23 protein-coding genes are annotated in these 19,922 nt (G+C 71.7%); 18 read left to right on the top strand and 5 right to left on the bottom strand.

The window, feature by feature from the left end:
- Nucleotides 1-312 precede the first annotated feature (312 nt).
- Nucleotides 313-1,998 carry a bifunctional metallophosphatase/5'-nucleotidase gene (locus ACIWVC_RS25095; protein WP_396449967.1) on the bottom strand — a complete coding sequence of 562 codons (1,686 nt, stop codon included), beginning with the start codon at nucleotides 1,996-1,998 and terminating at the stop codon, nucleotides 313-315.
- A 119-nt stretch (nucleotides 1,999-2,117) separates the two neighbouring features.
- Between ACIWVC_RS25095 and mshD the strand changes: the two genes are divergently transcribed.
- From mshD to ACIWVC_RS25055, 8 genes are all read left to right on the top strand, one after another.
- Nucleotides 2,118-2,978 carry a mycothiol synthase gene (mshD, locus tag ACIWVC_RS25090; protein ID WP_396454643.1) on the top strand — a complete coding sequence of 287 codons (861 nt, stop codon included), beginning with the start codon at nucleotides 2,118-2,120 and terminating at the stop codon, nucleotides 2,976-2,978.
- 214 nt (nucleotides 2,979-3,192) lie between these two features.
- Complete coding sequence (pstS, locus tag ACIWVC_RS25085; protein WP_396454642.1) at nucleotides 3,193-4,296, top strand: phosphate ABC transporter substrate-binding protein PstS; 1,104 nt, start codon at nucleotides 3,193-3,195, stop codon at nucleotides 4,294-4,296.
- A 43-nt stretch (nucleotides 4,297-4,339) separates the two neighbouring features.
- Nucleotides 4,340-5,317 (top strand): phosphate ABC transporter permease subunit PstC, encoded by a 978-nt coding sequence (gene pstC, locus ACIWVC_RS25080; protein ID WP_396449964.1) that lies wholly within the window; start codon nucleotides 4,340-4,342, stop codon nucleotides 5,315-5,317.
- Nucleotides 5,314-6,180 carry a phosphate ABC transporter permease PstA gene (gene pstA / locus ACIWVC_RS25075; protein WP_396454641.1) on the top strand — a complete coding sequence of 289 codons (867 nt, stop codon included), beginning with the start codon at nucleotides 5,314-5,316 and terminating at the stop codon, nucleotides 6,178-6,180. Before pstC ends, pstA begins: the two co-directional genes overlap by 4 nt.
- A 12-nt stretch (nucleotides 6,181-6,192) precedes the next feature.
- A complete protein-coding gene (gene pstB, locus ACIWVC_RS25070) occupies nucleotides 6,193-6,969 on the top strand; it encodes a phosphate ABC transporter ATP-binding protein PstB (RefSeq protein ID WP_396449962.1) in 777 nt (258 codons plus the stop codon).
- A gap of 255 nt (nucleotides 6,970-7,224) precedes the next feature.
- Entirely contained in the window at nucleotides 7,225-8,208 is a 984-nt protein-coding gene (locus ACIWVC_RS25065; protein WP_396454640.1) for an EfeM/EfeO family lipoprotein, read from the top strand.
- Nucleotides 8,205-9,434, top strand: a complete 1,230-nt coding sequence (locus tag ACIWVC_RS25060; RefSeq protein ID WP_396449960.1) for a Dyp-type peroxidase — start codon at nucleotides 8,205-8,207, stop codon at nucleotides 9,432-9,434. Before ACIWVC_RS25065 ends, ACIWVC_RS25060 begins: the two co-directional genes overlap by 4 nt.
- A 10-nt stretch (nucleotides 9,435-9,444) precedes the next feature.
- The gene (locus ACIWVC_RS25055; protein WP_396449959.1) at nucleotides 9,445-11,058 is read left to right on the top strand and encodes a phospholipase C; all 1,614 of its coding nucleotides are present in this window, start codon (nucleotides 9,445-9,447) and stop codon (nucleotides 11,056-11,058) included.
- A 30-nt stretch (nucleotides 11,059-11,088) separates the two neighbouring features.
- Here ACIWVC_RS25055 and ACIWVC_RS25050 read toward each other — a convergent pair whose 3' ends face one another.
- Nucleotides 11,089-11,802: a winged-helix domain-containing protein gene (locus tag ACIWVC_RS25050; protein WP_396449958.1), complete on the bottom strand. Its 714-nt coding sequence runs from the start codon at nucleotides 11,800-11,802 to the stop codon at nucleotides 11,089-11,091.
- Nucleotides 11,803-11,993: 191 nt separating this feature from the next.
- On the opposite strand from ACIWVC_RS25050, the gene ACIWVC_RS25045 reads away from it, so the two are divergent.
- The 10 genes from ACIWVC_RS25045 (at nucleotide 11,994) to ACIWVC_RS25000 (ending at nucleotide 18,226) form a co-directional block, all read left to right on the top strand.
- Nucleotides 11,994-12,248: a MoaD/ThiS family protein gene (locus tag ACIWVC_RS25045; protein WP_396449957.1), complete on the top strand. Its 255-nt coding sequence runs from the start codon at nucleotides 11,994-11,996 to the stop codon at nucleotides 12,246-12,248.
- 86 nt (nucleotides 12,249-12,334) lie between these two features.
- Nucleotides 12,335-13,042 carry a DUF2993 domain-containing protein gene (locus ACIWVC_RS25040; RefSeq protein WP_396449956.1) on the top strand — a complete coding sequence of 236 codons (708 nt, stop codon included), beginning with the start codon at nucleotides 12,335-12,337 and terminating at the stop codon, nucleotides 13,040-13,042.
- A 47-nt stretch (nucleotides 13,043-13,089) separates the two neighbouring features.
- Nucleotides 13,090-13,605: a sigma-70 family RNA polymerase sigma factor gene (locus tag ACIWVC_RS25035; RefSeq protein WP_396449955.1), complete on the top strand. Its 516-nt coding sequence runs from the start codon at nucleotides 13,090-13,092 to the stop codon at nucleotides 13,603-13,605.
- On the top strand, nucleotides 13,602-14,321 hold the full coding sequence (locus ACIWVC_RS25030; protein WP_396449954.1) for an anti-sigma factor family protein: 720 nt from the start codon (nucleotides 13,602-13,604) through the stop codon (nucleotides 14,319-14,321). Before ACIWVC_RS25035 ends, ACIWVC_RS25030 begins: the two co-directional genes overlap by 4 nt.
- Nucleotides 14,322-14,468: 147 nt before the next feature.
- The gene (locus ACIWVC_RS25025) at nucleotides 14,469-14,894 is read left to right on the top strand and encodes a TlpA family protein disulfide reductase (protein WP_396449953.1); all 426 of its coding nucleotides are present in this window, start codon (nucleotides 14,469-14,471) and stop codon (nucleotides 14,892-14,894) included.
- 116 nt (nucleotides 14,895-15,010) lie between these two features.
- Nucleotides 15,011-15,076, top strand: a complete 66-nt coding sequence (locus tag ACIWVC_RS25020; protein ID WP_353819285.1) for a putative leader peptide — start codon at nucleotides 15,011-15,013, stop codon at nucleotides 15,074-15,076.
- 81 nt (nucleotides 15,077-15,157) lie between these two features.
- Complete coding sequence (locus ACIWVC_RS25015; protein WP_396449952.1) at nucleotides 15,158-15,595, top strand: DUF4395 domain-containing protein; 438 nt, start codon at nucleotides 15,158-15,160, stop codon at nucleotides 15,593-15,595.
- Entirely contained in the window at nucleotides 15,592-16,431 is an 840-nt protein-coding gene (locus tag ACIWVC_RS25010) for a sulfurtransferase (protein ID WP_396449951.1), read from the top strand. Before ACIWVC_RS25015 ends, ACIWVC_RS25010 begins: the two co-directional genes overlap by 4 nt.
- A 30-nt stretch (nucleotides 16,432-16,461) precedes the next feature.
- Complete coding sequence (locus tag ACIWVC_RS25005) at nucleotides 16,462-16,770, top strand: DUF1416 domain-containing protein (protein WP_396449950.1); 309 nt, start codon at nucleotides 16,462-16,464, stop codon at nucleotides 16,768-16,770.
- Between the two features lie 154 nt (nucleotides 16,771-16,924).
- Nucleotides 16,925-18,226: a hypothetical protein gene (locus tag ACIWVC_RS25000; RefSeq protein WP_396449949.1), complete on the top strand. Its 1,302-nt coding sequence runs from the start codon at nucleotides 16,925-16,927 to the stop codon at nucleotides 18,224-18,226.
- Here ACIWVC_RS25000 and ACIWVC_RS24995 read toward each other — a convergent pair.
- From ACIWVC_RS24995 to ACIWVC_RS24985, 3 genes are read right to left on the bottom strand one after another with little or no spacing between them, the layout of a single operon-like run.
- A complete protein-coding gene (locus ACIWVC_RS24995) occupies nucleotides 18,114-18,680 on the bottom strand; it encodes a hypothetical protein (protein WP_396449948.1) in 567 nt (188 codons plus the stop codon). The genes ACIWVC_RS25000 and ACIWVC_RS24995 overlap by 113 nt on opposite strands.
- Nucleotides 18,677-19,276 (bottom strand): hypothetical protein, encoded by a 600-nt coding sequence (locus tag ACIWVC_RS24990; RefSeq protein ID WP_396449947.1) that lies wholly within the window; start codon nucleotides 19,274-19,276, stop codon nucleotides 18,677-18,679. The genes ACIWVC_RS24995 and ACIWVC_RS24990 overlap by 4 nt, the downstream gene beginning before the upstream one ends.
- A complete protein-coding gene (locus ACIWVC_RS24985) occupies nucleotides 19,273-19,896 on the bottom strand; it encodes a hypothetical protein (RefSeq protein ID WP_396449946.1) in 624 nt (207 codons plus the stop codon). Before ACIWVC_RS24985 ends, ACIWVC_RS24990 begins: the two co-directional genes overlap by 4 nt.
- Between the last annotated feature and the right edge of the window lie 26 nt (nucleotides 19,897-19,922).

The following is a 19,922-nucleotide window of genomic DNA, read 5'->3' as shown; positions in this document are numbered from 1 at the left end:
AGAGCGCCCTCCGCGTGCCTGCCCGTGGTGGTCGCTTCGGTCTGCGCCCCGGCTCGGGTCTGGTCCAAGAGGGTGTGCTTTGTGCTCGTCCAAGAGACGGCTGTGTTGGTCCAGGGGGCGACCCGCTGGAACGCCCGTGGGCGCCGCTTCGGTTGGTGCTGTGGCTCGGGTTTGGTCTAGAAGGGTTTGGGTTGTGCTCGTCAAAGAGGCGCTTGTGTTGGGGTCGGTCGGTGAGTGCGGGGTGGCTTGGTGGTGCGCGTGGCCCGGGGCGGACGTTGTTGGGCGTCCGTCCCGGGCCACGGGTGGTCGGGGTTACTGGCCGGAGATCCGGTTCAGCGGGGGCGGGCTGATGGTGCCCTGGGCGTTGAAGTACGCGACGAACGTGTCCAGGTCTATGGCGCCCAAGACCTGGTCCTGGCCCTCGGTGAAGACTGTGAAGCCGTCGCCGCCGCCCAGGAGGAAGTTGTTCGCCGCGACCTTGTAGGTGGCGGCCGGGTCGATCGGGGCGCCGTCGATCGTGATGTCGGAGACGCGGTCGCCGACCGGCTTCGAGCGGTCGATGGTGAAGTGCAGGTTCGCCGACGGCTGGAGGATCTTCTCGCCCGCGGACGTCCACTGCTGTTCGAGGAGGGCGTCGAGCTGCGCGCCCGTCAGGGACGTCACGCCCATCACGTTGCTGAACGGCTGGACGGCGAACGCCTCGCCGTAGGTGACGACGCCGTCGCCCTCCGAGCCGCTCGCGGCGTAGATGAGGTCCGTGCGGACGCCGCCCGGGTTCATCAGCGCGACCTGCGCGCCGAGGTCCTGGGTGCCGGCGAGCTGGGCGTCGGCGATGACGTCGCCGAGCGCGGTCTCGCCCGCGGGGGACGGGGTGCGGGTCAGGTCCGCGGTGATCTTGCCGATGGGCTTGTCGGCGATCGTGGAGACGCGGTCCTTCCAGGTCTGGACGAACTTCTCCGTCGCCGGGTCCGGCGGGACGTCGCGGGTCACGACGTGGTTGTCGCCCTTGACCGAGGAGCGGATGATGTCACCGGTCCGCCGGTTCACCTTGAGGTTGACCTCGGTGATCACGCGGCCGAAGGACGAGCCGGAGGAGAACAGGCGCGGCTGCCCCTTCGGGTCCTTCACCGAGCAGATGTACTGCTGGTGCGTGTGGCCTGAGAGGACGACGTCGATCTCGGGGTCGGCCTCCTGCGCGATGCGGGAGCCGGCGCCGGGGATGATGCCGCACTGGTCGGGGCGGGTGCCGGGCTGCACCTGATCGCCCTCGTGCACCAGCAGCACGATCGCGCGGACGTGCCGGCGCTTCAGCTCGCGCGCGGCGCGGTTCGCGGCGGCGACCTCGTCGTCGAACCGCAGGCCCTTGATGCCCTCGGCGGTGACGATGGTCGGGGTGGTCTTGGTGACGAGGCCGATGAAGCCGACGCGGACGCCGTTGATGCGCCGGATCGTCCACGGCTTCAGGATCGGGCGCTCCTTGTGGCCGCGCTTCTTCAGCACGTTCGCGGCGAGGTAGTCGAACTTCGCGCCGCGCCACTTGCCCTCGGGGGAGCAGCCGTCCACCGGGTGGCAGCCGCCGTTCTGGAGGCGCAGCAGCTCCTCGTAGCCCTCGTCGAACTCGTGGTTGCCGACCGCCGACGCCGTCACGCCGATGTCGCCCATGAACTGGACGGACGGCTCGTCGTGGTAGGCGGCGGACAGCAGCGGCGAGGCGCCGACCAGGTCGCCCTGCGCGACCGTGAGGGTGTCGCGGTTGCGCAGCTGCTTGATGTGGGTCGCGATGTAGGCGGCGCCCCCGGCGAGGACGGTGTTGCCGTTCTCGTCGATGGCGTTGCCCGAGCTGCCGCTCGGCGGCTCCAGGTTGCCGTGGAAGTCGTTCAGCGCGAGCAGGCGTACGGACGCGGTCGGTGCGGGCCGCGCGGCGGCGGGTTGCGCCGACAGGGCCACGACCGTCAGCCCCGCCGCGGCGCAGGCCAGGATGGTGCGTCGTCGAGTCATTCTGTGGACGGTAGGTACGGCCGGCATACGGATCCCGGCGGCACGGTGACGTTTTTGTGACAAATTGATCAGGATCCCCGGTGATCTTTGCGTCCGGCCGGACGCATAGGGTGGCGGGCGTGAGTGAGCTGCGGGCGCGCGGGACGCTGGGGGACGCCGAGGTCGCCGAGGCGCTGGCGCTGGTCGAGGCCGCGGAGCGGGCCGACGGGGTGGGGCCGCTGAGCGAGCACGCCCTGCTGGCGCTGCGGGGCGGACGGTCCGGGTTCGCGATCTCCGAGGGCGGGACGATCGTGGCGTACGCCCATTTCGATCCGGCGAGCGAGGACGAGCCCGCGTCGGGGGAGCTGGTCGTCCACCCGGAGCACCGGCGCCGCGGGCACGGGCGGGCCCTGCTCCGCGCCCTGCGTGAGGAGGCCCCGCTGCGGGTGTGGGCGCACGGCGATCTGCCCGCCGCCGCCGCGCTGGCCGCCTCGGAGGGGATGGAGCGGGTCCGCGCGCTGTTCCAGATGCGGCGCCCGGCGTCCGGCCCCCTGCCGGAGGTGCGCGTCGCCGACGGTGTGGTGCTGCGCACCTTCGAGCCCGGGCGGGACGAGCAGGCGTGGCTGGAGGTCAACGCCCGCGCGTTCGCCGACCACCCCGAGCAGGGCGCCTGGACGATCGGCGACCTCCGCGAGCGCGAAGCCGAGGAGTGGTTCGACCCGGCCGGCTTCTTCCTCGCCGAGCGTGACGGGCGGCTCGTCGGCTTCCACTGGACGAAGGTCCACCCCGGCAAGGTCGGCGAGGTCTACGTGGTGGGCGTCGACCCCGACGCTCAGGGGCTCGGGCTGGGGCGCACCCTCACGCTGAAGGGCCTGCACCACCTGCGCGACATCGGCATGGAGCAGTTCATGCTCTACGTGGACGAATCGAACGTCGCGGCCGTCCGGCTGTACGAGTCGCTGGGCTTCACGAAGTACGCCGTCGACGTGATGTACGCCTGACGGCGAGCCCGTCTCGACCGGGTTCTTGTGCGGGTGAGCCGCGCCGTTAACCCGGCGTCCATGGCAAATCGGAGCATTCTTCGCAACTCTGCACGTATCCGTTCATCTGCCGTTCACCTGGAGCGGGGTGCCCGGTCACCTCGGCTGCCTAGCGTCGCACTCGACGGCCTGGGGCGGGAGGAACCGCCCCACGGAACTCAGAGGAGACCCTCCGGTGAAGAACGGTTCCCGGCTCGCCGCCCTGGGCGGCGTGGTCGTCGCGGGCGCGCTCGCCCTGTCCGCCTGCGGCAGCGACGACAACACGACGGCGACCGCGGGCAGCGCGCCGTCCGGCGACATCGACTGCGCGAAGGCCCGCGTCAACGCGGCCGGGTCCAGCGCGCAGAAGAACGCGATCGAGGAGTGGACGAAGCTCTACGCGAGCAGGTGCGCGGGCGCCGACCTGAACTACAACCCGAGCGGGTCGGGCGCCGGCATCCAGGCGTTCACCAGCGGCCAGGTCTCCTTCGCCGGCTCGGACTCGGTGCTCAAGCCCGAGGAGGCCGCCGCCGCGAAGGAGCGCTGCGAGGGGAGCGACGCGCTGAACCTGCCGATGGTCGTCGGCCCCGTCGCGGTCGTCTACAACCTGCAGGGCGTGGACGGGCTGAAGCTGTCCCCCGAGAACATCGCCAAGATCTTCTCCGGCAAGATCACGAAGTGGGACGATCCGGCGATCGCGAAGGAGAACGAGGGCGCGAAGCTCCCGTCGTCCGACATCAAGCCGATCTACCGCTCGGACGAGTCCGGCACCACCGACAACTTCACGAACTACCTGCACACCGTCGCGCCGGACATCTGGACGTGGGAGAAGGCCAAGAAGTGGCCGAACTCCACCGGCCAGGGCGCCGCGAAGTCCGACGGCGTCACCAGCCAGGTGAAGAACACCGCCGGCGCGATCTCCTACGTGGAGATGTCGTACGCGGAGAACAACAAGCTGCAGACCGCGCACGTGAAGAACGGCGCCGGCGAGTACACCGAGCTGTCGCCGGAGAGCGCGTCCAAGGCCGTCGCGGGCGCGGAGGTCACCGGCACCGGCAACGACGTCGCACTGAAGATCGACTACACGACGAAGGAGCCGGGCTCCTACCCGATCGTCCTCGTCACCTACGAGATCGCATGTGAGAAGGGGCTGCCGGCCGAGCAGGCGGCGTTCGTCAAGTCCTTCCTCACCTACACCTCCAGCGCGGACGGCCAGAAGATCCTGAGCGGCCTCGGGTACGCGCCGCTGCCGCAGAGCGTGCTCACCAAGGTCCAGGCGTCCGTGCGAGCGCTGGCCTGATCACCGGCGCCCGCGTGGGTTCGATCCGAGGAGGTTCCCCCTCATGACCACCGAGACCGGCGTCGGGGTGCGCGCCGCGCCCCTCGACCGCGCGGCCATGCCGATGGGCACCGGACGCGCCGGAGACCGGATCTTCGCCGGCGCGGCCCGCGGCTCCGGCATCGCCGTGCTGGCGATCGTCGCCGCGATCGGCGCGTTCCTCGTGTGGAAGGCCGTCCCGGCCCTCCGGGAGAACGAGGCGAACTTCCTCACCAGCGAGACTTGGGACCCGAACGCGGCGCCGCCGAGGTTCGGCATCGCGCAGCTGGCGTTCGGCACCGTGGTGTCGTCGCTGCTCGCGATGCTCATCGCGGCGCCGATCGCGATCGGGGTCGCGCTGTTCATCTCCTTCTACTCGCCGCGGCGGCTGGCGTCCGGGCTCGGCTACGTCGTCGACCTGCTCGCCGCCGTCCCCAGCATCGTGTACGGGCTGTGGGGGCTCGCGTTCCTGTCGCGGCACATGGAGGGGATCAGCGCCTTCCTCAACGGTGCGCTCGGCTGGATCCCGCTGTTCGGCGGCGACAGCCCCGGCAAGAACTCGATCTTCACCGCCTCGGTGGTGCTGGCGATCATGATCCTGCCGATCATCTCGTCCCTCTCCCGGGAGGTGTTCCTGCAGGTCCCGCGCGCCAACGTGGAGGCGGCCCTCGCGATCGGCGCGACCCGCTGGGAGATGATCCGGATGGCGGTGCTGCCGTACGGGCGGTCCGGCATGATCGGCGCGTCGATGCTCGGCCTCGGCCGCGCGATGGGCGAGACGATCGCCGTCGCGATGGTGCTGACGTTCGTGCCCGGCATCAACTGGCACGTCCTGGAGGACGGTGGCGCCACGTTCGCCGCGAACATCGCCAACGGCTTCGCCGAGGCGTCCGTCACCGGGCGCGGCGCGCTGATCGCCTCCGGGCTCGTGCTGTTCGTGATCACCCTGGTCGTCAACATGGCCGCCCGGGCGGTCGTCGCGCGCCGGAAGGGGTTCGCATGAGCGCCTTGGGCCCGGTCTCGCCCGCCCGGAAGTTCACGGACCGGCTCGTCCAGGGGCTGGTCTATCTGGCGTTCGCGCTCGCGCTCGTCCCGCTGGTGTCGGTGCTGTGGACGGTCGCCGTCAACGGCGCCGAGCGGCTCGACCTCACGTTCTTCCAGTTCTCGATGAACGCGGTCAGCGGCAGCGACCCGGGCGGCGGCGCCTACCACGCCATCGTCGGCACGCTGGAGCAGGTCGCGATCACCACCGCGATCGCCGTCCCGCTCTCCATCCTCACCGCGATCTACCTGGTCGAGTACGCCGGCGGCGGGCGGCTCGGCAAGGTCATCGGCTTCACGGTGGACGTGATGACGGGCATACCGTCCATCGTCGCGGGCCTGTTCGTGCTGGCGCTGTGGCTGCTGACGTTCGGGTTCGGCTTCTCCGGGTTCGCCGGATCGCTGGCCCTGACGATCCTGATGATCCCGACCGTGGTCAGGTCCGCGGAGGAGATGCTGAAGCTCGTCCCGAACGACCTGCGCGAGGCGTCCTACGCGCTCGGCGTGCCGCGCTGGCGGACGATCTGCCTCGTCGTCCTGCCGACCGCGATGACCGGCATCGTCACCGGCGTGATGCTCGCCGTCGCCCGCGTCATGGGGGAGACCGCGCCGCTGCTGCTCACGATCTTCTTCACCAAGGCGATCAACGACGACCCGTTCGACGGGCCGCAGGCGTCCCTGCCCACCTTCATCTGGGAGCAGGCCGCCGACCCCCACCGGCACTCGATCGACCGCGCCTGGACGGGGGCGCTCGTGCTGATCGGGATCATCATGCTGCTCAACCTGGTCGCCCGCCTCTTCGCCCGGCGCACCCCGCGCCGCTAGGGAAGGAAGTACATGGCCAAGCGGATCGACGTCTCCGGACTGCACGCCTACTACGGCGGCGTCCACGCCATCGCGGACATCTCGATGACGATCGAGCCGCGCTCGGTGACGGCGTTCATCGGGCCGTCGGGCTGCGGCAAGTCCACTTTCCTGCGCACGCTGAACCGGATGCACGAGGTTATCCCGGGCGCGCGCGTCGAGGGCAAGGTCATGCTGGACGACGAGGACCTGTACGACCCGTCCGTCGACCCCGTCGCGGTGCGCCGCGTCGTCGGCATGGTGTTCCAGCGGCCCAACCCGTTCCCCACCATGTCGATCTACGACAACGTGGCGGCCGGGCTGAAGCTGAACGGCGTCCGCCGCAAGTCCCGCCTGGACGAGATCGTCGAGGAGTCCCTGCGCGGCGCCAACCTGTGGAACGAGGTCAAGGACCGTCTCGGCAAGCCCGGCGCCGGGCTGTCGGGCGGCCAGCAGCAGCGGCTCTGCATCGCCCGCGCGATCGCCGTCCAGCCCCAGGTCCTGCTGATGGACGAGCCGTGCTCCGCCCTCGACCCCATCTCCACCCTCGCGATCGAGGACCTGATCGACAAGCTGAAGACCCGGTACACGATCGTGATCGTCACCCACAACATGCAGCAGGCCGCCCGCGTCAGCGACCGCACGGCGTTCTTCAACATCGCCGGGACCGGCGAGCCGGGCAGGCTCATCGAGATCGGCGACACCGGCAAGATCTTCGCGAACCCCGAGCGGAAGGCCACCGAGGACTACATCACCGGCCGCTTCGGCTGACCCCCACGCATGCTCCGGCGTGCCGGGCGGCCGAGCGCGCCGCGCGGGTCTACGGTGCCGTTGGCGCTGGAGACGAAAGGCGGCGTGGCGGTGATCGGGATGGCGTGGGTACGGGCTCGCCGTGCCGCCGTGTCCCTGATCGCGGTGGCCGCCGGACTGTCGGGGTGCGGGGGCGATTCGGGTCAGGGCGTCACCGTCCAGGTAGGGCGGGCGCACTGCGGGCAAGGGTGGTCCCGCTCGCCCGCCGGTACGCGGGTGCTGCTCGTCCACAACGGCGACTCCTCGGCGGTCGACGTCACGGTCGTCTCGGGCGGGGCGGTCTTCGCGGAGCTGGAGGACGCCGGGCCGGGGACGACGCGTCCGCTCCGTGTCAGCCTCGCGGCCGGGACGTATGCGGTCACCTGCCGCCCGGAGGACGCCGCTTCCGTCACGGGGCCGCAGATCCGGGTGACCGGCGCGGGCGGGGGAGCGCGCGGCGTCCGCCCGATCACGCGCAACGACCTCTATCCGGCGGTGCGGGCCTACCGGGCCTACGTCACGCGCGGCCTCGACAGGCTGAAGGACCGCACGGACGAGCTGCGCGACGCCGTCCGGTCGGGCGATCTGGACGCGGCCCGCGCGGCGTGGCTGCCGGCGCATCTGGCCTACGAGCGGCTCGGCGCCGCCTACGGGACGTTCGGCGACCTCGCGGACGCGATCGACGGCCGCCCGGCGGGGCTGCCGGAGGGCGTCCGCGACGCCGGGTTCACCGGGTTCCACCGGGTCGAGCACGGGCTGTGGCATGGGGAGCCGGCGGCTTCGCTGCGCGGCCCGGCCGACCGGCTGGCGGCCGACGTCGAGGCGTTGCGTGACGGCTTCCCGCGCGAGCAGACCGACCCCGGCGACCTCGGGCTCCGCGCCCACGAGATCCTGGAGGGCACGCTCCGGTTCGAGCTGACCGGCAAGGCCGACCAGGGCAGCGGGACGATGCTCGCCACGGCCGCCGCCGACCTCGACGCGACCCGCGCGGTGCTCGACCCGCTGCGTCCGCTGCTCAACGGCCGGATGGACCTGGCCGGGATCGACGCCCGGCTCGACCGCGCCGCGCGTCTGCTGCGGGCGCAGCACCGGCACGGGCGGTGGACTCCGCTGAGCCGGCTGAGCATCAGGGAGCGTGAACGCATCGACGGCGCCGTCGGCGAACTCGTCGAGTCGCTGTCGTCGGTCGCGACCATCGCCGCCGTCCGGAGGACGCCATGACCGGCCCGGGCGCGCGTGCAGCGGGAGCCTCCGTCGGGCGGCGCGCCTTCCTGCGCGGGGCGGCGGTCGCCGGAGTCGCGGGCGCGGTCGTCCGGGGCGGGCCGGCCGGGGGAGCGGCGTCTCCACCCTCCGCGTTCCACGGCGTCCATCAGGCCGGGGTCCTGGACGGGCCGCAGGAGCGCGCGATCGTCGTCGCGTTCGACGTGATCATCGAGAGGCGCGCCGAACTGGCGGAGCTGTTCCGTGCGCTGACCGTTCGCGCGCGGACGCTGACCGGCGGCGGAGCGCCGGCGGAGGTGGGCGTCACCGGGCCGCCGCCCGATTCCGGCATCCTCGGGCCGGACGTTCCCGCCGGGGGGCTCACGGTGACCGCCGGCGTGGGGGCGTCGCTGTTCGACGACCGCTTCGGGCTGGCCTCGCGGCGTCCCGCGCGGCTGGGCCCGATGCGGACGTTCCCGAACGACGACCTCGACCCCGCCTGGTGCCACGGCGACCTGCTGCTGCAGTTCGCCGCCTCCGAGGAGGACACCGTCCTGCACGCGCTGCGGGACGTCTGCCGGCACACGCGCGGCGCCATGCAGATCCGGTGGCGGATGAACGGCTTCGTCAGCAGGCCGCGGCCGTCCGGGACGCCCCGCAACCTCATGGGCTTCAAGGACGGCATCGCCAACCCCGACACCGGGCGCGTCGCCGACATGGACCGCCTCGTCTGGGCCGCGCGGGACGGCTCCGAACCCGCCTGGACGGCGGGCGGCACGTACCAGGTCGTCCGGCTCATCCGGATGTTCGTGGAGTTCTGGGACCGGGTCGGCCTCGCCGAGCAGGAGCGCATCTTCGGCCGCTGCCGCGAGACCGGCGCGCCGCTCGACGGCACCCGCGAGTCGGACGTCCCCCGCTACGCGCTGGACCCGGTCGGCGACGTCATCCCGCTGACCAGCCACATCAGGCGCGCCAACCCGCGCGTGCCCGAGACGGACGGCAGCCGCATCCTGCGCCGCGCCTGGAACTACGACCGGGGCGTGGACGAGGCCGGAGACCTCGACATGGGCCTGATCTTCACCTGTTTCCAGCAGGACCCGCGCCGGCAGTTCGAGGCCGTCCAGGAACGGCTGCTGGACGAGCCTCTCGCCGACTACATATCTCCGTTCGGCGGCGGTCATTTCTTCACACTTCCGGGTGTCGCCGACGCCTCCGACCACTTCGGCAGGGCTCTACTCGCGGAGTAGGGGAGGAGACATGCGCAAACTCGCGGCATCGGCCGTGTCCATGGCGGTCACCGGGGTGCTGGCGGTCGCCTGCACGTCCGCCGCCGAGAACAACACCGCCGAGAACAACACCGCCAAGAACAACGGGGCCGTGCCCGCTCCCTCCAGCGGTTCCCCCCGGACGCCGATAGAGCACGTCGTGGTGATCTACGGGGAGAACGTCTCGTTCGACCATTACTTCGGCACATATCCCAAGGCCGCCAACACCGACGGAACGCCCTTCCACGCCGCCGCCGGCACCCCGGAGGTGAACGGCCTGACGAAGGCGCTGCGCACCCGGAACCCGAACAGTTACGACCCGAAGCGCCTCAGCCATTCCCAGGCCCTCACCTGCGACCAGAACCACGGCTACGCCGCCGAGCAGAAAGCCGTGAACGGCGGCCGCATGGACCGGTTCGTCGAGTTCACCGAGCATGACAAGTGCACCGGACAGCCCATCCTCTTCGGTGAGCCCGGCCTGGTCATGGACTACTTCGACGGCAACACCGTCACCGCCATGTGGAACTACGCCCAGCACTACGCGATGAGCGACAACTCCTGGGACTCGGTGTTCGGGCCGTCCACGCCCGGTGCCCTCAACCTCATCTCAGGCCAGACGTACGGCGCCTACGCGGTCGACCCCAAAACCCATGAGAAGGTCTCCGACCCGTCCGTGGTGGCGTCCCCGAACTCCAAGGGCGTGGGCACGGTCATCACGGACCCCGATCCCGCCTTCGACGACTGCTCCAACAACAACCACACGTCCGACAACAACCTCGCGGTGATGACCGGGCGCAACATAGGCGACCTGCTCAATGCGAAGAACATCACCTGGGGCTGGTTCCAAGGCGGATTCCGCCCGACCGGCACCGAGCACGGCTACAAAGTGTGCGGGTCGTCCCACGCCAATATCGGCAAGAACCGGGTCGTCGACTACAGCCCCCACCACGAGCCGTTCCAGTACTACGAGTCGACGGCCAACGAGAAGCACCTGCCGCCGTCCTCGGTGTCCGCGATCGGCCGAACCGACCAGGCCCACCACCAGTACGACCTGAAGGACTTCGACGCGGCGCTCGCAGCGCACAACATGCCGGCCGTGTCGTTCCTCAAGGCCCCCGCCTACCAGGACGCCCACGCGGGCTACTCCGACCCGCTGGACGAGCAGCGGTTCGTCGTGACCACGATCAACGAGATCCAGAAGTCGCCCGAGTGGAGATCGACCGCGGTCATCCTCGCCTACGACGACTCCGACGGCTGGTACGACCACGCCCGCCCGCACATCACCAACGGCTCCGACGACCCCGCCCAAGACCAGCCCGCCTGCCGCCGCGTCGAGGCGTCCGGCGGCCACGACGACCGCTGCGGCCCCAGCCAGCGCCTCCCCCTCCTGGTGATCTCCCCGTACGCGAAGGTCGACTATGTAGACCACCGTCCCGTCGAACAGGCGTCGATCCTGCGCTTCATCGAGGACAACTGGGGCACCGGCCGCATCGGCGGCGCCTCGTTCGACGCCCGCGCCGGCACCCTGGTCCACATGTTCGATTTCGCTCACCCGAGGGCCGGCCGTCTCGTCCTCGACCCGACGACAGGCGCCGTCGTCTCCTGAGAGTGCCGTCTCCCGGCGGATCAGGAACGGTCAGGTGCGCGCGGGGGCCTTGCCCTCCGTGTCGCCGGGGCGGTGGTCGGGGACGAAGCGGTAGCCGACGTTGCGGACGGTCCCGATGAGCGACTCGTACTCGGCGCCCAGCTTGGCGCGGAGGCGGCGGACGTGGACGTCGACGGTGCGGGTGCCGCCGAAGTAGTCGTAGCCCCAGACCTCCTGGAGGAGCTGGGCGCGGGTGAACACGCGGCCCGGGTGCTGCGCCAGGTACTTGAGGAGCTCGAACTCCTTGAAGGTCAGGTCGAGGACGCGGCCGCGGAGGCGGGCGGTGTAGGTCGCCTCGTCGATGGTGAGGTCGCCGCTGCGGATCTCGCCCGGCACGTCGTCGGCGTCGGTGTCGGCCGCGCGCCCGACGGCCAGGCGGAGGCGGGCCTCCACCTCGGCGGGGCCGGCGGTCTGCAGTAGCACGTCGTCCAGGCCCCATTCCGGGCTCAGCGCGGCGAGGCCGCCTTCGGTCACGACGGCGAGGAGGGGGCAGTCGAGGCCGGTGGTGCGCAGCAGGCGGCACAGGCTCTTGGCCTGGACGAGGTCGCGGCGCGCGTCCACCAGCACGACGTCCGCGGGCGGCGCGTCGATGAGCGCGGACGCCTCGGCGGGGGCGACGCGCACCGAGTGCAGCAGAAGCCCGAGCGCGGGCAGGACCTCGTCGGAGGGCTCCAACGCGTTGGTCAGCAAGAGCAGGCTGCTCAAGTGCCGTCTCCCGTCAAGACGTAGGACCCAGACGGCTCATCCCCAGGCCCGACGGCGGTGGTCGGCGGCTCAAGGACGAGGTGACCGTGAAGGGCCTTTCGGATGAACTCCATGGCCTCGTCGCCCGGATCCCTCACCCAGAGCATAACCGAGCCGCCCGACCATGGACCTGCCTGGGCGACACTGGAGCCATGGCCAAGGGGACGATGCGGTACTGGGCGGCGGCCAAGGCGGCGGCCGGGACGCACGAGGAGCCGTACGACGCGGCGACGCTGGCGGAGGCGCTGAAGGCGGCGGGCTCGGCGCGGGGCGAGGAGTTCGCGCGGGTCGTCGCGCGCAGCTCGTTCCTGATCGACGGCGACCCGGTGGGCGGCCGGCCGCACGATTCGGTCGCGCTTCCCGAGGGCGGCGTCGTGGAGGTGCTCCCGCCGTTCGCCGGCGGCTGACGCGAGGTCATCCGTGACGCGACCCGGTATGGGGTTTTCGCGCACTAAGGTGTGGCGATCGCATGCCGCCGGCCCGAAGGAGAGACATGCGGAAGGTACTGCTGGTGCTGTTGATCTTCGTCGCCGCGGCGCTGGTCGCCGCGGACCGGCTCGGCGTCCGGGTCGCCGAGGACAAGATCGGCGAGCAGGTGGCCGCGCAGTACGACCTGCCGCAGCAGCCGGACGTGACCATCCACGGTGTCCCGTTCCTCACCCAGGCGGTCGGCGGCGAGTACGAGCACATCGAGGTCGCCATCGGCGACTGGACGGAGCAGGGCGTCACCGTCACCGGCGTCACCGTCGACATGCGCGGTGTGCAGGCGCCGCTGTCGGAGGTGAGCAAGGGCAGCGCCGCGAACGTCACCGCGCGCACGGCGACCGCGTCGGCGGTCATCCCCTACGCCGTGATCAAGAAGGAGGCGCCGAAGGAGGTCAAGTCGATCGGGCCGAAGGGCGACGGCCTCCAGGTCGAGATGGCCGGCGACATCCTCGGCTTCGCCGTCTCCGGCACCGCGGTGGTGGAGGTGAAGCCGACCGCCAAGGGCATCGCGGTCACCCCGGTGTCGGTGGGGTCGAACGGGGCCGCGCAGATCCCGCTGGCGCTGGTGAAGCGGCAGCTGACCTGGGTCGTCCCGGTCGCCGACCTGCCCGTCGGGTCGCGGATCAGCCGGATCGAGCCGACGCCGGACGGCCTGCGCGTCGCCGCGACGGCCGAGAACGTCCACCTCAACGACCTCCAGCAGAGGCCGAAATAGGCGGACGAGGGGGTGAACCGCCGGGCCGGGCCGTACGTGTACGTGGTGTGGGTCCGACCGCGGATGAGGGTTTGCTTCGCGCCCTGTACAGCGAGCACGGGGGTCCCCTCCTCGGGTACGTCCTGCGGCTGACGGGCGGGGACCGGACCCAGGCCGAGGATGTCGTGCAGGAGACGCTGCTGCGCGCGTGGCGGCACCCGGAGGCGCTGGCCGGGCGCCCGGTGCGGCCGTGGCTGTTCACGGTCGCGCGGAACCTGGTCGTGGACGCGCACCGCGCCAAGCGCGCCCGGCCGCCGGAGACCGGCATCGACGAGCACGTCATCATGACTGCCGACGGCTCCGACGACATCGACCGGGCCCTGGAGTCCTGGACGGTGGCGGAGGCGCTGGCCGGGCTGAGCCCCTCGCACCGGGCGGTCCTGATCGAGACCTATTACAAGGGCCGGTCGGTGGCGGAGGCGTCCCGGACGCTCGGCATACCGCCCGGAACGGTGAAGTCCCGCACCTTCTACGCATTGCGGGCGCTCAAACTCGCATTGGAGGAGCGGGGGTTGGCGCCATGAACGACTGCACGGACGTGCGCACGTCCCTCGGGGTGTACGTGCTCGGCGCGCTGGATCCCGGCGAGCGGAGCCGGGTGGAGGAGCACCTGGAGCGCTGCCCCCGCTGCCGGGACGAGCTCGCCGGGCTGGCCGGGCTGCCCGCGATGCTCGGCCGGGTCGAACGGGAGCAGCTCGAAGGGATCGCCGGGCCGCCGCCCGAACTCCTGGACGGGCTGCTGACCAGGGCGGCCGAACGACGGAGGGGATGGCTCGGCCGCCTGCGCGGCGGGCGGGGCGCCGCGGGGTGGGCCCCGCTCGCCGCCGCCGCGTGCCTCCTGCTTGTCGTCGGGGGCCTGTTCGGCGGCTTCGTCCTCCCCATCGGGCGGGACGGCACCGTGGCGGAGCCCCCGCCGTCCGCCACCGCGTCGCCGGCGGCGACCGCGGAGCGGATCAGCGCCGCCGACCCCAAGAGCAACGTCAAGGGCTATGTGGTGCTGCGCAAGAAGGAATGGGGCACCGAGGTCGAACTGCACCTGTCGGGGGTGCCGAAGGGGTCGCGCTGCCGGCTCCTGGTGGTCGCGCGGGACGGCCGCCGGGACGCGCTCGGCAGCTGGTACGTCCCGTACGACAAGGGCTACGGCGAATACGTCGGGTCGACGATGTTCCCGCGCGGCCAGCTGTTCTCCTTCGAGGTCGTCGGGCTGGACGGGCGCCCGCTCCTCACCATCCCGACCTGACGGACGCTCCCGACCCAGCTCCCGACCCAGCCTCCCGGCCCAGCCTCTCGACCTGGCCCTCCCGACCTGGACCGAGCGGCCCGTCGCGGAGGCCGGGGGGAAATCGGAGGCGGAAGAAAACGCGGCCCTGCGGAGTTGTGATCGACGATGACCGGAGCTTTGATCGCCGCGGCGGTCCTCTTCGCAGCCACGGTGTTCGCCCTCGTGCGGCGGCGCCGTGACGGCGTGCTGCGCGCGCGGCGAGGGGAGGGCGACGAGGTGGCGGAGACCGTCCGGCCGGACGACCTGGGCGCCGACCTGGGCGAGAAGGCGACGCTGCTGCAGTTCTCCAGCGCGTTCTGCGCGCCGTGCCGGGCCACGCGCCGCGTCCTCGGCGAGGTCACCGAGATGGTGGACGGCGTCGCCCACATCGAGCTCGACGCCGAGGCCCACCTGGACCTCGTGCGCCGGCTGAACGTCGTGCGGACCCCGACCGTCCTCGTCCTGGACGGCGCCGGACGCGTCGTGCGGCGCGCCACCGGAGCCCCCCGCAAGCCCGACGTCATCGCCGCTCTGGGCGAGGTCATCCTGTGAGCCCCACCCGCACGACCTGCGATAAGACGAATGTCACTGTCTCGGAACGCGAGACGGATGTGACAGCGCGTGGATTGCGGCTTAACATCGAAGCCGTGCGTTACTGGACAGAGCAGATGCTCACGAAGCGCCGCGCGGTCGACTTCTGCCGCGTGGCCGCCTCGCTCTGTCGCATGGCCTGAGGCATCGAGCCCGTCCGCCCCCGAGCACTTTCCGGCTTTCCCAGCTCGTACGCACGCTTCCACTCCGCCAGGAGCACCCCGATGCAGGTTGATCCGCGTGGGCCGCGCTTCGGCGCGGCCGTCACGACCGTCGTTCTCATCGCGGTGCTGGTGACCGGAAGCTGGGCACTGCTCGCCGCTCAGGCCGTCGTGTTCGCGCTCGCGACCTTCCTCGGTCTCCGGTACGCCCCGTACGGACTGGCGTTCAGAGTGCTCGTCCGTCCCCGGCTCGCTCCGCCCAGGGAACTGGAGGACGCCGCCGCTCCCCGCTTCGCGCAGGGTGTCGGCCTCGCGTTCGCCCTGGTCGGGACGATCGGATACGTGACGGGGACCACCTGGCTCGGCATCGGTGCCACCGCCCTCGCGCTGGCGGCGGCGTTCCTGAACGCGGCGTTCGGGTTCTGCCTCGGCTGCGAGATGTATCCGCTCTTCCGACGTATCACCGCGAAAGTTCGCTCCGAGAGGGAGGTTCCGGCATGAGCCGCTCCGACGTCCTGGTGGACACTGACTGGGTCGAGTCCCACCTGGACGACCCGGGCCTGGTCCTCGTCGAGGTCGACGAGGACGTGTCCGCGTACGACAAGGGCCACATCCGTGGCGCCGTGAAGATCGACTGGAAGACCGAGTTGCAGGACCCGGTCCGCCGCGACTTCGTGGACAAGACCGGGTTCGAGCAGCTGCTGTCCGCCAAGGGCATCGCCAACGACGACCTGGTGATCCTGTACGGCGGCAACAACAACTGGTTCGCCGCCTACGCCTACTGGTACTTCAAGCTGTACGGCCACGAGAAGGTGAAGCTGCTCGACGGCGGCCGCAAGAAGTGGGAGCTGGACTCCCGCGAGCTGGTCACCGACGTCCCGTCCCGTCCGGCGACCGAGTACAAGGCCAAGGACCAGGACCTGTCCATCCGCGCGTTCCGCGACGAGGTCGTGGACGCGATCGGCAAGAAGAACCTGATCGACGTCCGGTCCCCGGACGAGTTCAGCGGCAAGCTGCTCGCCCCGGCGCACCTGCCGCAGGAGCAGTCGCAGCGGCCCGGCCACGTGCCCACCGCGGCCAACATCCCGTGGTCGAAGGCGGCCAACGACGACGGCACCTTCAAGTCCGACGAGGAGCTCCGCGAGCTCTACACCGAGGCCGGCGTCGACCTGAACAAGGACACGATCGCCTACTGCCGCATCGGCGAGCGCTCCTCGCACACCTGGTTCGCGCTCCGCGAGCTGCTGGGCCTGGAGAACGTGAAGAACTACGACGGTTCGTGGACCGAGTACGGCTCGCTGGTCGGCGTGCCGATCGAGCTCGGCGCGGGCAAGTAACCCGGCCGACCTTCGGAGACTGGAGGAGCAATGACCCAGGGCTGCGCAGCGCCCGAGCAGACCGCCCACCTGCCCGCGACCGTCGACCTGGCCAACGAGGCCGTCATCCAGGGCACCGTCACCCGTGACGGCGCCCCGGTGTCCAGCGCCTACGCCCGGCTGCTCGACTCGTCCGGCGAGTTCACCGCCGAGGTCGTCACCGGCGACGAAGGCGTGTTCCGGTTCTTCGCCGCCGACGGCGACTGGACCGTCCGCGTCCTCGCGGCCGGCGGCGTCACCGTCGACAACACCGTCACCGCGAAGACCGGCACGGTCGCCGCCCTGGAGGTCGCGATCTGACCGGGCCGCCCGGCTGAACGCCGGACGCCGCGCCGGCCCGCCCGGCGCGGCCGGCCGAGACCTTCGGACCCCGCCGCCCCGCCCCACCCGGGACGGCGGGGTCCGTCGTCTCCGCCGCGATGGCTCCCGTACCGATCCTCTACGATCGGGCGCCATGGCCCGGCCGTCCGCGCGTTCGCCGCTGATCCTCCCGTGGGCCGCGCTGAAGCTCGCGGGGCGGTTCGTCCTGCCGCTGTCCCTGTGGTTCACGGTGGGCGAGCTGCTCCGCTACGGCGCCATGTACGGCGGCTACCGGCTCGGCACGATGAAGGGCACGGCCGCGTCCGTCGCGCCGATCGTCACCATCGGCCTGCTCGTGGTGATCACGCTGACGGTCACGGTGCTGATGGTGCACAGCGTCCGGGAGGGCCTGGACGTGGTGCACGCCCGCGAGGCGGGCGGCGGCCTCACGCCGTGGGCGGTCGGCAACGAGGAGCCGGTGATCGGCGCGATCGGCCGCGCCGCGCTCCCCTTCGTCATCTTCTACCTGGCGTGGGGGCTGCAGAGCGAGGACGCCCGCGAGTTCGCGTCGGCGGCGGCGAGCCGCGGGTTCGCCGAGGGCGGCATCCAGGGGCAGATCGAGGGCGCCGGGATGCTGCTGTCGCTGGAGAAGCACGTCGGCCTCGCGGTCGGCCTCACCGCGGGCCTGTTCCTGCTGAAGGTGCTGGCGGAGTGGCGGCTGGAGGAGCGGCTGCCCCGCGCCGTCGGGGCGCTCGTCGCCTTCCTGGAGATCAACTTCACGCTGTTCGGCATCTTCACGATCGACCATCTGCGCGGCCTCGGCGTCGACTGGCTCACCGGGCGCGAGGTGTGGAGCTGGGTGACCGGCGTCGCGGGCCCCGCCTTCGCGCTGTGGCCGCCGTTCAAGGACGCGGTGCTCGGCGCGCTGATCTGGCTGGTGATCGCCGGGGTGATCCTGGGGCTGGACGCGGGGGACGAGCGGGTCGTGCTCGGCGACGGCCGCGCGGCCCGGCGGCTGGCGCGCGCCGGCGGGGTCGGCCGGACGAACAGCCCCCGCGAGCTGCTCACCCGCGGGTTCCGGGAGATGTGGCTGCCGGCGTGGTACGGGCTGCGGCTCGTCCGCCGGTCCGGGATGATGCCGTTCGCGACCTTCGCGCTGCTGTTCGCCGCGCTGCACGTGGGGGAGGACGCGTCCCGCCGGGCGGTGTACGAGCTGATCGGCCCGCACGAGGTGACGTGGTGGATGCGGGCGCTGCCGGCCATCGGCTTCGGGACGGGCCTGGTGTTCGAGATCCTGCGGGTGTGCCTGCTCGCGGCGGCGTTCAACCTGGTGATGGCGCGGGTCAGCGCGCGAAACGCAGCGAAGCCTGCGGGGCCCCCGGTCTCCGCGTCTCCTTCGGCGCCTGGATCACCAGCTCCAGCGCGTCGGCCTTCGTCCGGGGCACCGTCCCCTTGACGGTGACGCGCTGCGCGACGCCCGGCGTCGGCTCGGCCGTCTGGAGCCCGCCGGCGAACCACGTGCGGCCCTCGTCGTCGCGGAGCCGGTACGCCAGGCCGTAGGAGCCGACCGCCTTGGCGCTCGCGGCGTCCGAAGGGCGGACGGCGACTTCGAGGCGCAGCTCGACCACGTCGCCCTGCCGCTGCCCGAGAGGGGCGGCGGTGCGCCGGTCGACGACCTTCCATTGCGCGCCGGCCAGCTCGCCGATCCGGCCTTCGGGGACGGTCGTCACCTTCTCCGGCGGTTTCAGGGCCCTGCGGACGTTCCGGGTCTCGTCCGCCCAGGGCACCACGAGCATCGCCGCCATCGCGCACACGAGCGCGATCGCCTGGACGATCCGGCGGTCGCGGGGGCGCATCCCCGGGCGCCGGGGAAGCGGGATCCCGTCGGGGCGGGTGTCGGTGGCCGTCATGAGGTCGCCCTGACCTTGTACCGCTCGGCCGCCCCCTGGACGAGCCTGGCCGCCCGGTCCTTGCCGAGGCCGAGGTCGATGTCGGCGGCCGAGGACAGCTGCGGCAGCAGCCCGCCGGTGCCCACGACCAGGTGCGCGCCCTCGACCCGGTTCTCCGGCAGCTCGAACACCAGTTTCGCGGGCGTCCAGATCAGCGGCTGCAGCGTCGGCTGCTCCGCGGAGACCTCCGAGGTGCGCGGGTCCTGCCGGAACCTGTAGCCGCCCGGCGTCTCCAGCTCGGCCGACCTGAGCTGCAGCGGCTCCCGCCGCGACGTCGCGCTGATCCCCACGATGAGGTACACGCCGTCCGTGCCGACCGGAGGCTTGCCGCCGAGCGAGAAGTTCGGTTCCAGCGACCGCGCCGCCTCGACCTTGTCGACCCGCACGCTGAAGTCGCGGGTCTCGACCTTCTCCCCTATCGAGCCGCCGGTGCGGATGGGGTCCAGTTCACCGGCCCTCACCCGGGGCTGGAGGGAGTGCAGCCACATCGCCCCGGCGAGCAGGACGGCCCCGCCGGCGGCGGCGCTGCCCCGCACCAGCACCTGCCGCGCGTTCACGACTGGCTCACCGGCAGGGTCAGGCGCCCGGCGAGCACGTCGCTCGTGGGCGGGACGATCCAGTTGTAGGTGCTGTCGGTGAAACCGTGCTCGTAGCTCCACTTGCGCAGCCCCACGGTCAGCTTCGACGGCGAGTCGGCCGGGCCCAGCTCCCACATCGCGGACGCCTCGACCGGCAGCCCGGGCTGCGCCGTGTCGGTCTTCGCGCCGCCTGCGACCCCGTCGACCCGATCGGGTTCGACCCACTTGCCGACCTTGGTCAGTGCGGAGACGCCCTCCGACAGCCCGCCGATGCCCAGGGACTTGCTCTCCTTGCCCTTGTTCAGCACCCGCATCCGGACGATGAGGTAGCGCTGCTTGCCGCTGCCGAACTTCCCGTCGGCGAGCCCGATCCGCGCGTCGTGGACGGTCACCTCGAACAGCCCCAGATCGAGCGGCTCGCCCGCCTTCTTCACCGGCTGCTTGGGCGTCTCCTTGAACCCGCCCGCGAGCCACACCGCCGCCACCAGGACCGCGACGGCGCCGAGCACGGCCGCCGGCACGGCCCACCGCCGCGCGGCCGCCCGCGGCGGGGGCGCCTGCGGCCGGGGGGCCGGGGGAACGGGAGCCGTCGACTGCACCCGCCAGATGGTATTACGGCCCCGCC

The sequence above is a fragment of the Actinomadura sp. genome (genome assembly GCF_044508335.1).
Classification (GTDB): domain Bacteria; phylum Actinomycetota; class Actinomycetes; order Streptosporangiales; family Streptosporangiaceae; genus Spirillospora.
The sequence above is the reverse complement of the archived record's forward strand: the minus strand, read 5'-3'. Positions and strand labels throughout refer to the sequence as shown.